At 37.4% G+C, this 19441-nt stretch carries 14 protein-coding genes; 9 read left to right on the top strand and 5 right to left on the bottom strand.

Translation table 11 applies throughout. From position 1 onward, the window contains the following. Positions 1 to 323: 323 nt before the first annotated feature. Positions 324 to 929 (bottom strand): superoxide dismutase, encoded by a 606-nt coding sequence (locus tag ACRDEC_RS06640; RefSeq protein WP_431497552.1) that lies wholly within the window; start codon positions 927 to 929, stop codon positions 324 to 326. Positions 930 to 1045: 116 nt separating this feature from the next. On the opposite strand from ACRDEC_RS06640, the gene ACRDEC_RS06635 reads away from it, so the two are divergent. The 5 genes from ACRDEC_RS06635 (at position 1046) to ACRDEC_RS06615 (ending at position 10278) form a co-directional block, all read left to right on the top strand. Next, a complete protein-coding gene (locus ACRDEC_RS06635) occupies positions 1046 to 4216 on the top strand; it encodes a UvrD-helicase domain-containing protein (RefSeq protein WP_431497551.1) in 3171 nt (1056 codons plus the stop codon). A 32-nt stretch (positions 4217 to 4248) separates the two neighbouring features. Next, entirely contained in the window at positions 4249 to 5448 is a 1200-nt protein-coding gene (gene kbl, locus ACRDEC_RS06630; RefSeq protein WP_431497550.1) for a glycine C-acetyltransferase, read from the top strand. A gap of 105 nt (positions 5449 to 5553) precedes the next feature. Continuing rightward, on the top strand, positions 5554 to 6972 hold the full coding sequence (locus tag ACRDEC_RS06625) for an OmpA family protein (protein WP_431497549.1): 1419 nt from the start codon (positions 5554 to 5556) through the stop codon (positions 6970 to 6972). A gap of 64 nt (positions 6973 to 7036) precedes the next feature. Next, positions 7037 to 9805: a PD-(D/E)XK nuclease family protein gene (locus tag ACRDEC_RS06620; protein WP_431497548.1), complete on the top strand. Its 2769-nt coding sequence runs from the start codon at positions 7037 to 7039 to the stop codon at positions 9803 to 9805. A gap of 68 nt (positions 9806 to 9873) precedes the next feature. Next, the gene (locus ACRDEC_RS06615; RefSeq protein ID WP_431497547.1) at positions 9874 to 10278 is read left to right on the top strand and encodes a hypothetical protein; all 405 of its coding nucleotides are present in this window, start codon (positions 9874 to 9876) and stop codon (positions 10276 to 10278) included. Here the strand turns inward: ACRDEC_RS06615 and ACRDEC_RS06610 are convergent, their stop codons facing one another. From ACRDEC_RS06610 to ACRDEC_RS06595, 4 genes are all read right to left on the bottom strand, one after another. After that, complete coding sequence (locus ACRDEC_RS06610; protein ID WP_431497546.1) at positions 10279 to 11064, bottom strand: alpha/beta fold hydrolase; 786 nt, start codon at positions 11062 to 11064, stop codon at positions 10279 to 10281. 136 nt (positions 11065 to 11200) lie between these two features. Continuing rightward, positions 11201 to 12262 carry a DUF2891 domain-containing protein gene (locus ACRDEC_RS06605; protein WP_431497545.1) on the bottom strand — a complete coding sequence of 354 codons (1062 nt, stop codon included), beginning with the start codon at positions 12260 to 12262 and terminating at the stop codon, positions 11201 to 11203. Positions 12263 to 12362: 100 nt separating this feature from the next. Then, positions 12363 to 13262 (bottom strand): alpha/beta fold hydrolase, encoded by a 900-nt coding sequence (locus tag ACRDEC_RS06600; protein ID WP_431497544.1) that lies wholly within the window; start codon positions 13260 to 13262, stop codon positions 12363 to 12365. Between the two features lies 1 nt (position 13263). Further along, positions 13264 to 14556 (bottom strand): aminopeptidase P family protein, encoded by a 1293-nt coding sequence (locus ACRDEC_RS06595; RefSeq protein ID WP_431497543.1) that lies wholly within the window; start codon positions 14554 to 14556, stop codon positions 13264 to 13266. Positions 14557 to 14782: 226 nt separating this feature from the next. On the opposite strand from ACRDEC_RS06595, the gene ACRDEC_RS06590 reads away from it, so the two are divergent. The 4 genes from ACRDEC_RS06590 (at position 14783) to ACRDEC_RS06575 (ending at position 19441) form a co-directional block, all read left to right on the top strand. After that, positions 14783 to 15658 carry a hypothetical protein gene (locus tag ACRDEC_RS06590; protein WP_431497542.1) on the top strand — a complete coding sequence of 292 codons (876 nt, stop codon included), beginning with the start codon at positions 14783 to 14785 and terminating at the stop codon, positions 15656 to 15658. Between the two features lie 149 nt (positions 15659 to 15807). Next, complete coding sequence (locus ACRDEC_RS06585; RefSeq protein ID WP_431497541.1) at positions 15808 to 16641, top strand: succinate dehydrogenase cytochrome b subunit; 834 nt, start codon at positions 15808 to 15810, stop codon at positions 16639 to 16641. Positions 16642 to 16662: 21 nt separating this feature from the next. Beyond that, positions 16663 to 18672 (top strand): fumarate reductase/succinate dehydrogenase flavoprotein subunit, encoded by a 2010-nt coding sequence (locus ACRDEC_RS06580; RefSeq protein ID WP_431497540.1) that lies wholly within the window; start codon positions 16663 to 16665, stop codon positions 18670 to 18672. 7 nt (positions 18673 to 18679) lie between these two features. After that, positions 18680 to 19441, top strand: a complete 762-nt coding sequence (locus ACRDEC_RS06575) for a succinate dehydrogenase/fumarate reductase iron-sulfur subunit (RefSeq protein ID WP_431497539.1) — start codon at positions 18680 to 18682, stop codon at positions 19439 to 19441.

Here is a 19441-nt window from a genome sequence, read left to right as displayed (position 1 = left end):
CGCGAAACTTCACAAGGAAATCAAAGTTGTTTTTGAAGACTGTTTTTAACTAAATTCAGTTAAATTTCTTTCTAACTAAATTCAGTTAGATGATAAAAATAATATACCGCATATCGATTTTATTGACTGTTCACCGATTTTATTTGGCAACAAAACATCCACCATATATCTTTGACTCACCATTACATAAGTAGGTTAAGTTTATGGTAGATTTGGGGCAAAAAAGGTGAAAGTAATTTCACCTTTTTTATTGAAATTAAATTAAATAATATAAAAAAAGCCGGAAAATTTATTTTCCGGCTTTTTGATTATAATACGCTTTGTTATTTTGCTTCCGCATAACGTCTGGCTACTTCATTCCAATTGATTACGTTAAAGAAAGCTTCAATATAATCCGGTCTGCGGTTTTGGTAGTTCAAATAATAAGCATGTTCCCAAACGTCCATTCCTAAGATTGGTGTTCCGCCACAACCTACACCTGGCATTAATGTGTTATCTTGATTAGGTGTTCCGCAAACTTCCAATTTTCCGTCTTTTACACAAAGCCAAGCCCATCCAGAACCGAATTGTGTTGCTCCGGCTTTAGAAAATTGTGCTTTAAATTCCTCAAAACTTCCAAAAGCAGTATCAATAGCAGTTGCTAATTCTCCTGTTGGTAATCCGCCTCCATTTGGAGACATCACTGTCCAAAATAAATTATGATTAAAAAAACCACCACCATTATTACGTACCGCAGCTTTGGTCAAATCAAGGTTTTTTAAAATTTCTTCAATGGTTTTTCCTTCCATATCTGTTCCTGCAATCGCTGCATTTAGATTAGTGGTGTAAGCATTGTGGTGTTTAGAATAGTGAATTTCCATTGTTCTGGCATCAATATGTGGCTCTAATGCATCGTATGCATAAGGTAATTTCGGTAGTTCAAATGACATAATATAAATTTTTAAAATGATTAGTATTAATTCAAATCAAAATTAAACATTTAACTTTGGAAAAGGAAATAGTATTTTTTTATTTCACTATAAGTTAAAACTCTAATCGCTTTTATTTGAAAACTCCTGCGTTCTCTATATACAACGCTTCAGCCGGTTCGGGGAAGACGTATACTTTGGTCAAGGAATATCTCAAAATCATCTTAACTTCAAAAAAGGAAGATGCTTACCGGAATATTCTGGCTATTACCTTTACCAATAAGGCGGTTCACGAGATGAAAAGCAGGATTATAGACAGCTTGTTCGATTTTACCAAAGAAAATCCTTCGGAGAAATCGATTAATTTAATGCAGGATATTAGCAGGGAAACCCATTTGAATTTCTTTCAGATTACGGAGAAAGCCAAAGCAATTATCAAAAATATCATTCATAATTATGCTGCTTTTGATATTTCCACGATAGATAAGTTTACACACAAAGTTATCCGTTCGTTTGCTTTTGATTTGAATTTACCTGTTACTTTTGATGTTTCGCTTGATACCGAAAATTTATTGCAGGAAGCGGTAGATGCAATTGTGGCACAAGCGGGAGAAGATCCGATTTTGACCAAATTACTCATTGATTTTACGATGGAAAAAACCGATGATGATAAATCGTGGGATATTTCCAATGAAATTATGAATACCGGCCGATTGATTTTGAATGAAAATTACCGGGAAGAAGTCCGGTCGCTAAAAAATAAAACCATTCCGGAATTTATTCACTTAAAAAATAAAATGGATGAATTGTGTGATTCATTGCAGGAACAAAGTGTCGATTTAGCAAAAAAATCACTTTCATTAATCGAAAATAACGGAATCGAGCACAATTCTTTTTACTCGAGCTATGTTCCCAAACATTTTTTGAAATTAGCTTCGGGCGACATCCTGAAACATACGGGACATTATAAATACCTTGAAGAATCGGAAGGGAAACGGTACGCTGCAAAAACACCTCAGGAACAGAAGAGTGCTGTTGATGCTATTTCGAGTGAGTTGCTTGAAAACCTTCAAAAAATAAATGCGATTGCTGAAAAGTATTTGTTTTACAGTGCTTTTCTTAAAAATATCACACCGCTTTCGTTGCTAAATACGGTCAGTAACCAATTGGCTAAAATTCAGGAAGAACAAAATATTTTGTCTATTTCCGAATTTAACAAACTGATTAATGAGCAAATTCAAAACCAACCGGCTCCTTTTATTTATGAGCGATTAGGCGAAAAATACAAGCACTTTTTTATTGATGAGTTTCAGGATACTTCCGAAATGCAATGGCAAAACCTGATTCCGTTAATTGATAATGCATTGTCCAGTGAAGATTTGCAGGGAACACAAGGGTCGCTGTTAATTGTTGGAGATCCGAAACAGTCTATTTACCGTTGGCGAGGAGGAAAAGCCGAGCAGTTTATTCATTTGGCCAAAACTGAGAATCCATTTAGTAATAAAGAAAAACAGGTTTTCGATTTAGAGTCCAATTATAGGAGTTACAATCAGATAATCGATTTCAATAATGATTTTTTTAAGTTTTTATCTCAAAAATTTTCAAACGAAGATTATAAGGATTTGTATGAAAATCAAAGCTTTCAAAAGGCTAACCAGAAAAAAGGAGGCTATGTGAATATTTCGTTTATTCCAAAAACAGAAAATGAATCTGTAGCCGATGAAGAGGATGAGAATGCATCTCAAAATGAAATGTACCTCAAAGCTACTTTACGAACGATAGAGAAAGTTAAGAAAGAAGGATTTACGTATGGCGAAATCGTTCTGCTGACCAGAAATAACAAGTATGGTGTTTTATTGGCCAATTATCTGACTGAAAACGAAATTCCTGTTATTTCATCAGAGAGTCTTTTGATTAATACATCATCGGAAGTAAAGTTTATTCTGAACTTACTGCAATATCTGAGCGATAAAAAAGATATTGAATCGTTGGCCAGCGCCTTGTATTATCTGGTAGAAAACCTGGAAGGTACTGTCGAAACCCATGATTTTATTTTTGAAGGAATTCAATTTAAAAAAGAAGAAGAACTTGAGAAATGGCTGGAAAACTTCGGGTTAAAACTTTCTTTTTATGCTATACGGAAGAAATCGCTGTATGAGATCGTTGAGTTTCTGGTTTTAAAATGCATACAGCCCAAAAACAATAATGCCTATGTTCAGTATTTTCTCGATATTGTTTTGGAACGTGATGTGAAATATCAGATGAGTATTCCTGATTTCCTGGATTATTGGAGCAAAAGCGGCCATAAATTGAGTGTGCCCTCGTCAGAGAATTCGGATGCGATACGTATTATGACCATTCATAAATCGAAAGGACTGGAATTTCCAGTGGTTATTTTTTCATTTGCAGAAGATAATTACAGTGCAAATAAAAGGGAAAAAATGTGGCTCGATTCTCAAGCAGATGAATTGGATTTTGGTAAATTTCTGATTGATAAATCTAGTAAAGTAAATGATTTCGGTGACAATGCAGTGGCGGTTTACAGTCAGAAAACCCAGGAAGATCTGTTGGATAATGTCAATGTTTTGTATGTTGCGCTTACTCGTGCTGAAGAACAATTGCATATAATTTCAGGAATGAATATAGGGAAAAAGGGAGACTTGCCTAATAATCTGTCTTCGTTTTTTATTGAATTTTTACAAGATTATAAAGATTTTAACTCTGCAATCTTATCCTATGAATTCGGTAATCCCCAAAAAACATCAGAAAGAATATTATTAAAACAGGAGCCTGTAAAAATCAAACCGGTTATTGCTGTAATCAGCCCGGACGCTGTTAAGATTGCACAAAGAGAAGCTTTAATGTGGGGAACTCATCAGCAGAGTGCTATAGAATTTGGAAATGTTTTGCATGAAGTTTTGTCATTTGTAAATACACAAAACGACATTTCTTTGGCTGTAATAAAAGCGTTGGAAAGTGGATTGATAACGGAAAATCAGAGGGAACAAGTGGAAAAAACAGTTTCTGAAATTGTTTTTCATCCGGAATTGGAAGAATTTTTTGACGGAAATTCAATAATTTATAACGAGCAGAATATTATTAAAAAAGAAACCAAAACCATAAAGCCGGACAGGGTTGTGATTAAAGGAAAGGATGCATATCTGCTGGATTATAAAACCGGAATGCATCAGCCGAAGTATGAAAAGCAAATCAATAATTACGAATCTGTATTGCAGGAAATGGGATTCAATGTATTGAAAAAATCACTAATATATATAGGAGAAAATTTAGAAGTAGTACATTTGTAGACCTAATTAGTAAAAATCAAATACATATAAAAATGTACGGAAAGATTCAACAACACTTACAAAGCGAATTGAAAACGATTGAAGACAATGGAATCTTCAAAAGAGAAAGAATCATTACTTCACCTCAAGGAGCTGAAATCACTATTTCTACAGGAGAAACTGTTTTAAACTTTTGCGCCAATAATTATTTAGGACTGTCTTCACATCCTGAAGTAGTACAGGCTGCAAAAGACGCATTGGATTCGCATGGTTTCGGAATGTCTTCTGTACGTTTCATTTGTGGGACACAAGATATTCACAAAACACTGGAAAAAAAGATTGCTGATTTCTACGGAACAGAAGATACGATTTTATACGCAGCGGCTTTTGATGCGAACGGAGGTGTTTTCGAACCGTTATTAGGAGAGGAAGATTGTATTATTTCGGATAGTTTAAATCATGCTTCTATCATTGATGGTGTTCGTCTGTGCAAGGCGGCACGTTACCGTTATGAAAATTCCAATATGGAAGATTTGGAAAAGCAGCTGATTAAAGCTTCTGAAGCGGGACATCGATTTAAGTTAATTGTAACCGATGGTGTTTTCTCTATGGACGGATTAGTTGCGCCTTTAGATAAAATTTGTGATTTAGCCGATAAATATGATGCCATGGTTATGGTTGATGAATGCCATGCCGCAGGATTTATTGGAGCTACAGGAAAAGGAACAATGGAAGCCAAAAAAGTTTTAGGACGTGTTGATATTATTACCGGAACATTAGGAAAAGCACTAGGTGGAGCTATGGGAGGTTATACTACTGCCAAAAAAGAAGTTATCGAAATCTTGCGTCAGCGCTCCCGTCCGTATTTGTTTTCTAATTCATTAGCACCTTCTATTGTTGGGGCTTCTATTAAAGTTTTTGAATTATTGGAGAAAGATACATCTTTGAGGGACAAACTGGAATGGAATACCAATTATTTCAAAGAAGGAATGAAGAAAGCAGGATTGGATATTATCGATGGTGATTCGGCAATTGTCCCGGTTATGTTGTACGATGCTAAACTATCACAGGTCATGGCTGATAAATTATTAAAAAAAGGAATCTACGTTATTGGGTTTTTCTATCCGGTAGTGCCAAAAGATAAAGCAAGAATCAGAGTGCAGTTATCCGCGGCTCATACAAAAGAACATTTAGACAAAGCTATTCAGGCTTTTACGGAAGTAGGAATAGAACTAAATGTTATAAAAAAATAAATTTTTTTAGTTTTTTATTGGTTTTTTTTAACAATTCATTTTGTAATTAATTATTTACGACTTACTTTTGTCACAATAACGTATTGTAATCAAATAAAATTAAGTATGAAACATCTGAACAAACTTTTTGTTTCCATGTTGATGATTGCTGGGTTAAGTGCTACTGCACAAGACAGCAACAACCCATGGGCAATATCTTTCGGAGCCAACGCAGTAGATACTAGAACTAGTGCCAGCCCGAGGGATTTTAATTTAAAAGATCACTTTTCACAATTTTTTGACGTAAAAGATCATTGGAACATTCTTCCTTCGGTTTCTTATTTAACTGTATCAAGAAATGTTGGTGGTAATTTCTCTGTAGGAGTTACAGGATCTGTTAACAAAATAACTAAATGGGTTAACTGGGTTCCAGGACACTCTGCTAACACAACTGAAGTTATTAATCCTGGTGATTTAATGTATTACTCTGCTGATGGAACAATCAGATATAGCTTAAAAAGTTTAATCGGATCTAAATGGTTTGACCCTTCTGTACATGTTGGTGGAGGTTATACTTGGTTAGAAGAAGAATCAGCTGCAACTGCTAACATTGGTGGTAGTTTGACTTTCTGGTTTACTGAGCAAGTTGGTTTATCATTAAGCTCTACTTACAAAAAATCATTTACAGAAAGAAACGGATTTGGTGCTTTTGAAGTTCCTTCTCTTTTCCAACACATGGCTGGTTTAACTTTCCAATTTGGAGGTAAAGATACAGACGGTGACGGTATCTACGATAAAGATGATGCTTGTCCAGACGTTGCTGGTTTACCTGCATTCCAAGGTTGTCCTGATACTGACGGAGACGGAATCGCTGATAAAGATGATGCTTGTCCAGATGCTGCAGGAACAAAAGAATTAAACGGTTGTCCTGATACTGACGGAGACGGAATCGCTGATAAAGATGATGCTTGTCCGGATGTTGCTGGTTTACCTGCATTAAGCGGTTGTCCAGATGCTGATGGTGATGGAATTGCTGATAACAAAGACAAATGTCCTACTGTTGCTGGTCCAAGAGATAACGGTGGTTGCCCATGGCCAGATACTGACGGAGATAGCGTTTTAGATAAAGACGATAAATGTCCAGACGTTAAAGGTACTGTAGCAAACAATGGTTGTCCTGAAGTAAGCGAAGACGTAATCAAAAGATTAAATGACTACGCTAAAACTATCTTGTTCAACTCTGCTAAAGCTACTTTCCAACAACAAACTTACCCAGTTTTACAATCAATTGTTGCGATCTTAAAAGAATACCCTTCTTCTAACTTCTCAATTGAAGGTCACACTGATAGCGATGGTAAAGATGCAGCTAACCAAAAATTATCTGAAGATAGAGCTGCAGCTGTTAAAAACTATTTAATTGAAAATGGTATTGACTCTGCTAGATTAAGTTCAGCTGGTTTCGGTGAATCTAAACCGATTGCTTCTAACAAAACTAAAGCTGGTAAAGCTCAAAACAGAAGAGTAGAAGTGAAATTAACAAAATAATTTCTTTCTAAAATATTTTCTAAAACGTCCCGAATATTCGGGACGTTTTTTTTATTTTTATAAAATGGCAAACCAGTCTTTTCTTGAAATTTTAACCAAACAATTGCTTTCGGACGCAACTCTAAGTCTCTCCGAAATGACAATCATTTTGCCAAATAAAAGAGCTAAGATTTTTCTTTTGGAATCGTTTAAAGCATGTTTGACTGAATTTACTTTTGCGCCTGAAATAAAAAGCATCGAAGATTTTATACAGGAAATAGCAGAAATCCGTTCTATAGATTCCATTGAATTGTTATTTGAGTTTTATGAGATTTATTTGTCAGTTACTAAAAAGGAAAAGCAGCAGTCTTTCGAGCTGTTTTCTAATTGGGCCAAAACATTATTACAGGATTTTAATGAAATCGACAGATATCTTCTCAAGCCAAGTCATGTGTTCTCCTATCTTCAGGACATTGAAGTCATTAAACGCTGGGGAATTGAAGTTGAGGATAAAACGCAGCTAATTGATAATTACTTGGAATTTTGGAAGCTGCTTCCTCTGTATTATGAATCCCTTTACTCTCATTTGAAGAATAAAGGAATTGGTTATCAAGGGTTAATTTATCGGGAGGCGGTTAATAGTCTGGATAATTTTTCAGGATTAATTGGTAATAAGAAGTTTGTTTTTGCCGGTTTTAATGCCTTAAACCAAGCTGAAGAAAAAATCATTCAACATCTTATAGCATCCAATCAGGCATCTATTTATTGGGATGCTGATGCAGTTTTTGTTAATGATTCCTCTCACGATACCGGTTTGTTTATAAGAAGATTCAAAAACAGTTGGCCCCATTATAAAGCGAATCCGTTTGAATGGATTGTAAATGATTTTTCTGCTGAAAAGAACATCCAAATTATAGGTACGGCCAAATCTATCGGCCAGGCTAAAATTACTGCGAGTCTCATTGAAGAATTGATTAGTAGTGAGAGTTTTTCCTCACTTGATAAGGTAGCCATTGTTCTAGGAGATGAAAACATGCTGATTCCGGTTTTGCATTCATTGCCCGAAACCGTGGGAAGTCTGAATATTACCATGGGTTATTCCAGTAAAAACAACCCGATTCAGGTATTAATTGCCAAACTTTTTAAAATGCATGGCAATGCATTGAACAGGAGTGAAACTAGTTATATTTTTTATTACAAAGACATTTTGGATGTGCTTTCAAATCCGATAGTCGAGTCGTATGTTTCCGCATTTGGATTGGTAGATACTATCAAGAAGAATAATTATACTTTCATTACTCATCAGAAAGTAATGGCGTTGCAGGAAAATCAAAACGAATTATTTCAATTGCTTTTTCAAAAATGGGATAAGGAACCTGTGGAGATACTGGAAAGTATTTCGGCGGTTTTGCTGATTATTAAATCCAATCTGGATTCCAGCTCTGAGGAAGATAAGGTTGTTAAAACTTTCTTGTATTCGATATATAAGGTGATTAACAAATTGATTTCCTATTGCGCTAAAAACAGTTATGTAGATTCTGTTCAGACGTTGCAAACAATCTACAAACAGGTAATTGATGTTGCTGAGGTTTCTTTTGAAGGAGAACCTTTGTCCGGGCTCCAAATTATGGGTGTACTTGAAAGTCGTGTTCTTGATTTTGAAACGGTAATCATAACGTCACTAAACGAAGGGAAATTTCCGGCCGGAAAATCGGTAAATTCATTTATTCCGTTTGATGTAAAAAGAGAATTGGGCTTGCCAACGTATAAAGAAAAAGATGCGATTTACACGTATCACTTTTACCATTTACTACAACGTGCCAAAAATATTTATTTGCTTTACAATACCGAAAGTGAAGGGTTAGATGGAGGCGAGAAAAGCCGTTTTATCACACAGCTGGAAGTTGAAAAGCAACCGAAGCATAACATCACACATGAAATAATCCAGCCGTCTGTTCCTACGATTGCATATGAACCCATGAGTGTTCCGAAATCAGAAACGGTTATGATCCGGTTGAAGGAAATTGCCACTTTAAAAGGATTTTCTCCTTCGGCACTGACTTCGTACGTTCGGAATCCAATTCAGTTTTATTTTCAACGGGTACTTTCTATCCGGGAATCAGAAGAAGTAGAAGAAAATATTGCACTAAAAACGCTGGGTACCATCATACACAAGACTTTGGAAGAATTATACAAACCGTTTCTGAATGTTTTTTTATCGGTTGGAGATATAGATAAGATGCTGGCGTTGGCTAATGATGAAGTATTCCGGCAGTTTAAAGAAATATACAAAGAAGGGGAAGTCAAGAAAGGAAAGAACCTCTTAGCATTTGAAGTGGCAAAACGAAATGTCTTCAATTTTTTGAATGAAGAACGGAGAGGAATTGAAAATGGTGATGCTCTTAAAGTGCTGGCATTGGAAACTTCTTTAAAAAGGACTCTGGATGACCCGCGTTTGCCTTATTCGGTTATTATTGCCGGTAATGTGGACAGGATTGAAGTTCGGAACGGAAAAATCAGAATTATCGATTATAAAACCGGAAAAGTGGATAAGAACAGTGTTCAGCTGAAAGACTGGAGCGGTTTGAGTCTTGACATCAAAAATGATAAGATCATCCAGTTGTTGTGTTATGCTTTTATGTACGAAGAAGAGACAAACGGAATGGAAATGGAAGCAGGAATTATTTCGTTCAAGAATATGAAAGGAGGCTTTTTGCCTTTTGCAGTTAAGATTGATAAAGATATTTCTACAATCATAACAACGGAAGTTCTGGAGGCATTTAAAACCGAGATTGTAATTCTTATTAATGAGATTTTAGATGTTGGGATTCCTTTTGAGGAGAAGGTTTTTTAATCGTCAAAGAATAAAAAAACGAATAGTATGCACATTAAAATAATTTTATCAGGATTGTTTTTGTTCTGTTGATTGGCTTTGCAGTTCAGGAGAGCAATGTAGACGGGCTAACGGTTAAGTTCGGGAAAATTTCGGAGGATTATATTATAAATCAGCCAATACCGAATCCGATGGGGCCTAGTTATATTTATACCAATATCATTGAAGCTAATGAAGGGATGATGTTTGTAAAACTGAAACTGACCTTTAAGAATGAAGGGAGCAAAGACTTTTTTAATATGGATGACGTGTATATTTCGACCCCGCAGGACAGTTTGTACCGATTTTATAGTTTGCAGGGAAATGCAGCTACTGAAACCATCATTAAACCTAAAAAGGAAATCAAACGGATTTTGTATTTCGAGTTTCCGAACGATGTCAAACCAAAAGAACTGTTTATTGAGAACAAGAGATTTGTTATTCGGAAGGAATAATTAGCTGCACATTTTGAAGAAATCCTGCAGAACCGGAATTAATTCGTCCCTATTTTCGATAGCAGTCATGTGACCATCAGGAAAGGAAGCAAATTGTACGTTGGTTCCGTCTATTTGCTTTTTGTTTTCCTCATAATTCAGTACAGGATCTTTTTCGCCCAAAACCAATAGGATGGGAAATGAAGAAAGATGCAAAAGAACTTCGCGGTTTTTACGGATTTTCATACCTTCGAGAGCGGCAACAATACCTTGAAGCGGGTTCTTTAAAGCTTCGATTTTGACAGCTTCTATGGTATCATCCAGTCTTTCTCTATTGTCTTCACTGAACAAGTTGGCGATAGACATTCGGATGAAAGTAGTATAATCTTTTTTTACACATTTAATAGCTCTGTCCCGGTTGGCTTTGCGTTCTTCGCTGTCTTCATAAGAAGTCGAGTTCAGCAGCACCATTCCCTTTAGTGCATTCGGATACAATTCGGCGAAAGCCAATGCCACATATCCACCCATGGAATGTCCCGTAAAAACAGCTTCTTGGATATGGAGTTTGTTTAGGACAGCATGCACTGCATCTGCCATATCTTCCATCGTATGGATGTAGCCAAGGCATTCGGTCCGGCCATGACCTAATAAATCGATAGTGATGACGCGGTAATTCTTGGCAAACACATCCATATAAAACCCCCACATGGTTGCATTTTCGAGGAAACCGTGCAGTAAGACCAAAGCAGGTCCTTTTCCAGTGTCGGAATAGCCAATTTGGATGTTTTTGTATGTGATTTGTTTCAAAAGAATAGATTTAAAGGTGCAAAAATAAGATTTTAATTTCGTTTTCCATCGGCGGAAGCCAAAGCAAGCAAAGTAGCGATGTGCTGTTTGTATTGTTTGTATGAAAAAACATAAAATAATAAATTGCAGGCTGAGACTATTCTACAGTCAATGCATAAATCGCAAAAGACGCCAGCCAATGACCGCCGCCGTAGCCGCTTTCGAATAATACAGGCAGTGATTTTGAAATGAATTGATTGGCGGTGGTTTCAAATTGTTGCTTGAGAGGGTGGTTCTTGGGCAAGGCAGAAGCGATGCTTTTCATGTTCCAAGCTCTGCTGAAGGATAATCCGTCCAGATGTACAATCTGATAATCGCTGCGGTCACTAACCATGGGAAGCGAACAGATTTGGGCTACTCCTTCTTTAGTGAAGTATTTTTTTAGCCATTTAAGAAACTCCTCTTTTGGAAGGACACGTTTCATGATGTCTGCTTCCTGAAGGCTTGGCGAAAAAAAGTCGCTACCATCCGGTTCTAAATGGGCGGGAATGGCGGTGTTGGGGTAATAAAAATCCTTTGCTTTCTGCGTTATCTGTTGCAGGAAAGCTTCTTCATGTGTTGTTTTGGCCCAGTCGTAAGCAAAGCAAAGTCCGAAAGCCGTATTCGGATGAACACCGGTTCGGTTGGGGTAGGTTTGTTTGGGCAGATATGCCTTCCAAAGAGAAAGAATTTTGACGGTAAGCGGTTGCAGGGCGGCATGCCATTTTTTGCCTTGGTCAGTATTCCAGGTGTAGAGTTCCTCATCCAGTTTTAAGAGCCAGGCCCACCCGTAAGTTCTTTCGTAGGTGTTGGAAGCTGTGTATTTCCCGAAATAAGCCGCTTCAAGTTCCATTTTGTCCTTTTGAAATGACTGATCAAGTACGGTGATGATGGAATCTTTGTTTTTAAGATTGGGAAATTCTTTTAACAATTTGACAAGCATCCAATGGCCGTGTACGCTGCTATGCCAGTCTAAGCAACCGTAGAAAACAGGATGTAGTTCGGTGGGTAATAAGACAGCGTCTTTTTTGGTATCGGAAAGGTGTGAGGTTTTGTTAGGAAATTCGGTATTGATGCAATGCAATGGCAGTTTGCTGAGTTTCAGCGCCGTTTCTTCGGTTAGTTGCTGCTGTGAAAACGATTGGACAGAAATCAGAAAAGCAAGGATAAAAATTCTCATAGAAGTTGGTATTGGTTACACAAATTTAGACAAGAATCTTTTAAAAGAAAATAAAAAGACCCACATTGCTGTGAGCCTTTATTGTCAGGTTGAATCCTGTTTAGCTTTTGAGGAAATCCTCAATTTCTCCAAAATATTTTGTTTCGGCGTCAAGCCAGCCGTAGTGTTTGCAGTTTTCGAGCAGTACAAATTTCGAGTTCGGGAAGATGTGCGAAGCCAGTTCGCCAATTTCATTACTGATAATGTCCTGTTTCCCTTGGATAATTAATACGGGTTTAGTGAAAGATTTCAGTTGGTTTTTGCAGTCAAAGTTCATTTTCTGCATGTCATCCCATAATAATCCGTTGATAATCATATTGGATTGCGTTAACCTTTCGGCGATGATAGGAATAAATTTGCTGTTGAACACATAAGCTGGAGCCATAGCTCTTCCTCTTCCTAATCTGGCGGCATGACTTGTGTCTCCTTTTTCTATTTTGTCGTTCCAATAGCGCAGAGAATCCTTTTCGGTTTTGGAGAGTCCTGCTTCGATAAGACTTCCGCCTTTTAGCAACGTCAAATCGATACCTCCGGAAGAAGACAATATTAACTTATCGATATGCTCCGGATGCAGTGTGGCATAATAAGAAGCCAGCATTCCACCAAAAGACTGGCCGAGAACAGACCATTTTTTGATTTTTAGGTGCTTTCTCAGAGACTCGATATCTTCGACCATGTGTTTCATGGTAACTGTTGATGCGTCCAAAACCTTTAGCGTTGATTTTCCGGTACCTCTTTGGTCGTAAATAATTGCTGTGTGTTTTTGGCCGATGACTTTTGTCATGGCTTCAAATCCGTTACTGTTCATTCCGGGACCACCGTTGATAATCAGTATAGGAGAGCCATTTCCGAATGTTCTGAAATACGTTTGCGTGTTATCAGTGTTTGGAGCAAAACCTTCGGTTTGACCGAAAGAATAGTTTAGCAAAAGTAAGGAAAGAAATAGAAAGGTTTTTTTCATATTAAGCATTCATCAGACTTTCAATCTCCTCTACTTCGATTGGAATATTTCTCATTAGGTTAAATGCTTCTCCACTTGCCTGAATGATTAGATCGTCTTCGATTCGGATACCGAAACTTTCTTCAGGAATATAGATACCAGGCTCTACCGTGAAAACCATGTTTGGCTGCATTGGTTCGTGTAACAAGCCGTAATCGTGCGTGTCCAATCCCATGTGGTGGGAAGTTCCGTGCATGAAATATTTTTTATAAGCCGGCCAGTCCGGATTTTCGTTTTGAACGTCCGCTTTGTCGATTAAACCTAAACCTAATAATTCGGAAGTCATGACTTTGCCCACTTCTATATGGTATTGTTTCCAAAGCGTTCCCGGAGCAAGCATTTTAGTAGCTTCGTTCTTTACACGTAATACAGCATTGTAAACCGCTTTCTGTCTTTCGTTAAAACGCCCTGAAACCGGAATTGTTCGGGTCATGTCGCTGGAGTAGTTGGCGTATTCGGCCCCTACATCCAAAAGAAGCAAATCACCCGCTTTGCATTGTTGGTTGTTTTCAATATAGTGCAGGACATTTGCATTGTTACCGGAAGCGATGATAGGAGTGTAAGCAAAACCTTTGGAACGATTGCGAAGGAATTCGTGTGCAAATTCGGCTTCGATTTCATATTCCATTACGCTTGGTTTTACGAAACTCAGTACACGACGGAATCCTTTTTCGGTGATGTTACAAGCTTCTTGAATTAAATCGATTTCTTCGCTTTCCTTTATAGAACGAATGCGTTGTAAAATAGGATTTGATTTTTCTACTTTATGTGCAGGATATGTTTCTTTCCACCATTTGATAAAACGCGCTTCACGGGTTTCTGTTTCAATAGAAGCACGGTAATGCTCATTCGTGTTGATGTATATGGTTTCGGCATACGCCATGATTTCTTTTAATGTCTTATGGAAATCCTGGAGCCAGATTACTGTTTTTATTCCAGAAACTTCAAAGGCACGGTCTTTAGTCAGTTTTTCACCTTCCCAAACAGCAATATGTTCATTGGTTTCCTTTAAGAAAAGAATCTCTTTTAAATTCTCGTAAGGAGCATCCGGGAAAAGCAGCAGGATACTCTCTTCCTGATCGACGCCACTTAGATAAAATATATCTCTGTGCTGGGCAAAAGGCAGTGTGCTGTCAGCCGAAACAGGGTAGATGTCGTTTGAATTGAAAACGGCTACGCTGTTAGGTTTCATCTGCGCCGTGAATTTTGCACGGTTTTTAATGAATAAATGTCGGTCTATTTGATGGTATTTCATGATAAGTAATTTTTAAGAAGTTCAAATTTAGAAAGATAAAAAGGAATACAGGTAAATTGGGTTGTAAAATTTTTAAAAATACTCATTTTCGGGCGTGTTTTTTTGGGATTTTCAAAAACGCAAAAAAACTCAGGAACAATAAAATAAATTATTTTTCCGTTGATTATAAATATGTTAGTGTAGCTTACAGATTTTTATATATTTGTCCGAATCTAAATTATACCGTATGAAAATTAAACTTCAATCGCTGCTGATTATTTTAGCCATTACGGCATTTTCCTGCTCAGATAAGGATGATGATACTCCGGCAGAAGGACCTCAATTGATTGTGAAATTCAAGTTTGATCCCAATCAGGCACGTTTGAATAATTTAGGACAACCTTCAACGGTTCCTACTGGAAATGCTGCACAGACCCCGGTTTTTAATTCGATAAGTTCCCATTACCTGGAGTTTGCTCCTAGTGCGAATACGATGCTTGGAGCCGGTACCGTTTTGTACCATGCGCCGGAAACAGGAACAGGCGGAGCTAACGCGATTGATTTCAGCAAAGCAAAAATTGTAGGTGAAAATGAGGCTTTTCTTTCCATTCCGTTAAAAGACATTGCATCGGGAAGTTACGAATGGGTGAGATGTTCGCTTTCGTACCAGAATTATGATGTGAATATTTGGAGTGCCGGAGCCAACTATGTAGGGACATTAGCCAGTTTTGTAGGTTTTAGAACTTATATCGGTACACATAACATAGCTAGTTACCCATTTGTTGTTAATGGAAACCGTGATCAGGGTTATTGGGCCTTCGGATTGAAGGGCTTTGCGTACTCCTCATCAGGTCAGGCGCCAGCCGGAGCTACTACAGTTCCCAATCCTATTGCTGCGACTTCTCCCATTCCGGCAGGCTCGTGTGTGGTTACCGGGAAATTTGCGAATAATCTTGTGATTACCGGGAACGAAACCAGTGATGTTGTGGTTACATTGTCACTATCGATTAATAACAGTTTTGAATGGCATGAAGTGACTGCCGACGGAAAATACGAGCCGTCAACAGGTGAAAATGTTGTTGATATGGGGTTGAGAGGATTGATTCCGTCATATGTGAAATAAATTTTAAAGTGGGTTTAATCCTTCTGAACCAAGAAGAGAATAGACCCACTTTAAATTCATTATAAATTAGTTCTAAAAGGTTGCGGGTACACTCAAATTGCCTTATTTTTGTTTGAATTTTTTAAAAACTATACAATCAAACAAATATTATGGCAAAATCTGCACTTTTAAAGTCGTCTATTGGTAAAAAATACTGGATGGCTCTTACAGGTTTATTTTTATGCTTGTTCTTAGCTGGTCATTTAGCTGGAAATCTCCAGTTAATTTTTGGTGATGCATTGAAATTCAATCAATATGCACTGTTTATGACTTCTAATCCAGCAGTAAAACTATTATCTTATCTTACTTACATTTCAATTTTATTTCATGCTATTGATGGGATTTTATTGACAATTCAAAACAAAAAAGCCCGCCCAGTAGCTTATGCTATGAATAACCCAAAAAAGAACAGCGGTCTGGCTTCAAGAAATATGGCTGTTTTAGGAACGGTAATTTTAGTTTTTATCGTAACACATATGGTTAATTTTTGGGCAAAAATGCATTTTGATGAAAAAATGCCTTTGCAAATCATTACGGTAGAACAGATGGGACAGAAAGAAGATTATTTTGCCACTACAGACATGGGTAAATTTTTCCCTGCTGATCCTGCTAAAATGCAGCAAATGGGTATTGAAATCAGAAACAGAACCGAGTTTTTTGATAAAGCTGCAAACGTGAAAATGGGAGAAGGATACAAAGATTTACATAAAATCACATTTGCATTCTTTAAAGATGAAAAATACGGATTATTGTTTACTCTATTATATGTATTATCTATGGGGGTTTTAGCTTTCCACTTGTTTCACGGTTTTCAGAGTGCGTTCCAGTCTTTGGGTTTAAACAATCCAAAATACACCTCTCTTATTAAAGCTTTCGGAAAAGGATATGCTATCATTGTCCCGATTTTGTTTGCGATAATTCCACTTTACATTCACTTTAAGTAATAATCAACATCACTATAGATTATGAAGTTAGATTCAAAAATACCAGAAGGTCACATTTCACAAAAATGGACTGATTATAAAGATCACCTAAAATTAGTTGCTCCAAACAACAGACCAAAAATAGATATTATCGTTGTAGGAACAGGATTAGCCGGTGCTTCGGCAGCAGCGTCTTTTGCCGAAATGGGTTATAATGTAAAAGCATTTTGTTACCAAGATTCTCCACGTCGTGCGCACTCTATTGCAGCACAAGGGGGTATTAATGCAGCAAAAAATTATCAAAATGACGGAGATAGTGTTTTTCGTTTGTTTTATGATACTATTAAAGGTGGAGATTATAGAGCACGTGAGGCAAACGTTCACCGTTTAGCTGAAGTTTCAGGAAATATCATCGATCAATGTGTGGCACAGGGAGTTCCTTTTGCCCGTGATTACGGCGGATTGCTGGACAACCGTTCATTTGGAGGGACACAAGTACAACGTACTTTTTACGCAGCCGGACAAACAGGACAGCAATTGTTATTGGGAGCTTATTCTTCTTTATCAAGACAAATCGGTTTAGGACGTGTTGATATGTACAACCGTCACGAAATGTTGGATTTGGTAAAAGTAGATGGAAAAGCACGTGGGATTATCGCTCGTAACCTGATTACAGGAGAAATCGAGAGACATTCTGCTCATGCAGTTATTATTGCTTCCGGTGGATACGGAAACGTTTATTTTCTTTCTACAAATGCCATGGGATCGAATGTAACTGCTGGTTGGAAAGTCCACAAACAGGGAGCTTTGTTCGCGAATCCTTGTTATGTACAAATTCACCCAACTTGTATTCCGGTTCACGGAACGAATCAATCTAAATTGACATTGATGTCTGAGTCGTTACGTAACTCCGGACGTATTTGGGTTCCAAAGAAAAAAGAAGATGCTGAAGCTATTCGTGCTGGTAAAATGAAGCCAACACAAATCGCAGAAGAAGATAGAGATTATTACTTAGAAAGAAAATATCCGGCATTTGGAAATTTAGTTCCTCGTGATGTTGCTTCGAGAGCAGCAAAAGAGGTTTGTGACGCAGGTCATGGAATTGAAGCTAACGATACCAATGAAGGTGTTTATTTGGATTTCTCAACTGAGATTCAAAGTAAAGGAAAGCAATCGGCTTACGCCAAAGGAAACCACCATCCTTCAGCAGAAGAAATCACTGCATTAGGAAAACAATGGCTGGAAGAAAAATATGGTAACTTATTTACCATGTACCAAAAAATTACTGACGAGAATCCATACGAAACGCCAATGAAAATTTATCCGGCAGTACACTATACTATGGGTGGTGTTTGGGTAGATTATAACTTACAATCGACTATTCCAGGTTGTTTCGTGGCAGGAGAAGCGAATTTCTCTGATCACGGAGCGAACCGTTTGGGAGCTTCTGCTTTGATGCAAGGTTTGGCGGATGGCTATTTTGTATTGCCTTACACTGTTTCTAATTACTTAGCAGATGATATCCGTACTGGAAAAATCTCTACAGATTTGCCGGAATTCGTGGAAGCAGAAACCAGAGTGAAAGACTTAATCAATAAATTCCTGGACAACAACGGTACTAAATCAGTAGATCATTTCCATAAAGAATTAGGTCACATTATGTGGAATAAAGTTGGAATGGGGCGTAATGAACAAGGATTAAAAGAAGCGGTAGAAGAAATTGCACAATTGAAAAAACAATTCTATAGCGATGTTTATGTTCCGGGAAGTGCCGATGAATTGAATCCTGAATTAGAAAAAGTACTTCGTGTAGCTGATTTTATCGAATTAGGACAATTGATGGCTATGGATGCTTTGCAGCGTAAAGAATCTTGCGGAGGTCACTTCCGTGAAGAGTATCAGGATGCTGAAGGTGAAACTTTGCGTGATGATGAAAACTTTAAATTTGTTGGCGCTTGGGAATACAAAGGCGATGACATCAGTAAAGAAGAGCTTCACAAAGAAGAATTGAAATACGAGTTTATTAAAATCGCAGCTAGAAATTACAAATAATAGAATTATGTCTTCAGCAAAAAATATCAATATAAACCTTAAAATCTGGCGTCAGAAAAACGCTAAATCGAAAGGGAGCATGGAAACTTATAAATTAGATAATGTTTCTACTGCCAGTTCGTTTTTGGAAATGTTAGACCAATTGAACGAGCAATTAATTAACGAAAAGAATGAGCCAATTGCTTTCGATCATGACTGTCGTGAGGGAATCTGCGGAATGTGTTCTTTATATATCAACGGACGTGCTCACGGACCAGATACAGGAATCACTACATGTCAGTTGCACATGCGTATGTTTAACGACGGAGATACCATTTTTGTAGAGCCATGGAGAAGTAAAGCATTCCCGGTAATTAAAGATTTAGTGGTAGACAGAACTTCTTTCGACAGAATCCAGCAAGCCGGAGGTTTCGTGTCTGTAAATACTTCAGGAAACACTATCGATGCAAATGCAACCCCAATCAATAAAGACGATGCAGACAAAGCTTTTGAAGCTGCTGCCTGTATTGGTTGCGGAGCTTGTGTAGCGACTTGTAAAAACGGTTCAGCTATGCTGTTTGTTGGAGCCAAAGTTTCTCAATATGCTTTATTACCACAAGGGAAAGTAGAAGCGGCCACCCGTGTTTTAAATATGGTTCGTCAAATGGATGAAGAAGGATTTGGTAACTGTACCAATACCGGAGCTTGTGAAATTGAATGTCCAAAAGGAATTTCTTTAGAGAATATCGCCCGTATGAACAGAGAATATTTGAAAGCCAGTATCAAATAA

Origin of the sequence: Flavobacterium sp. (assembly GCF_050696275.1) — a bacterium.
Classification (GTDB): Bacteria; Bacteroidota; Bacteroidia; order Flavobacteriales; family Flavobacteriaceae; genus Flavobacterium.
Note: the sequence above shows the minus strand (reverse complement) of the source record. Positions and strands in the feature narration are given on the sequence as shown.